General features: G+C 46.0%; 1 rRNA gene. It reads left to right on the top strand.

Annotated features, from left to right (window positions below):
- Positions 1 to 91 (top strand): 23S ribosomal RNA (locus U9M49_RS22650); the annotation flags it as partial.
- Positions 92 to 348 lie beyond the last annotated feature (257 nt).

Here is a 348-nt window from a genome sequence, read left to right as displayed (position 1 = left end):
TCCCTGAAAGATGATCAGGTTGATAGGTTAGAGGTGGAAGTGTGGCGACACATGTAGCTGACTAATACTAATCGATCGAGGACTTAACCAAAAACGAAATGCGAAGGCGGCTCGTCCAGGAGCGACAAGCATAAGACGAATTTGACAGGAGGTTGTTCTTTAACCTCATGACAAATTTGGCTTATGACCTCGAGCACCTAGGCGCCGCAGCTAGACAGCACTACGTAAGTAGTCGCATCAGCAACGCATAGGCGATTACTCAATAAATATCTTCTTCAACATTACCTAGTTTTGAGGGAACGATTCCCTTACAATTTCATAGTCCGGTGGCGATAGCGAGAAGGTCAC

The organism is Cytobacillus sp. OWB-43 (assembly GCF_034651445.1).
Classification (GTDB): domain Bacteria; phylum Bacillota; class Bacilli; order Bacillales; family Cytobacillaceae; genus Cytobacillus; species Cytobacillus kochii.
The sequence above is the reverse complement of the archived record's forward strand: the minus strand, read 5'-3'. Positions and strand labels throughout refer to the sequence as shown.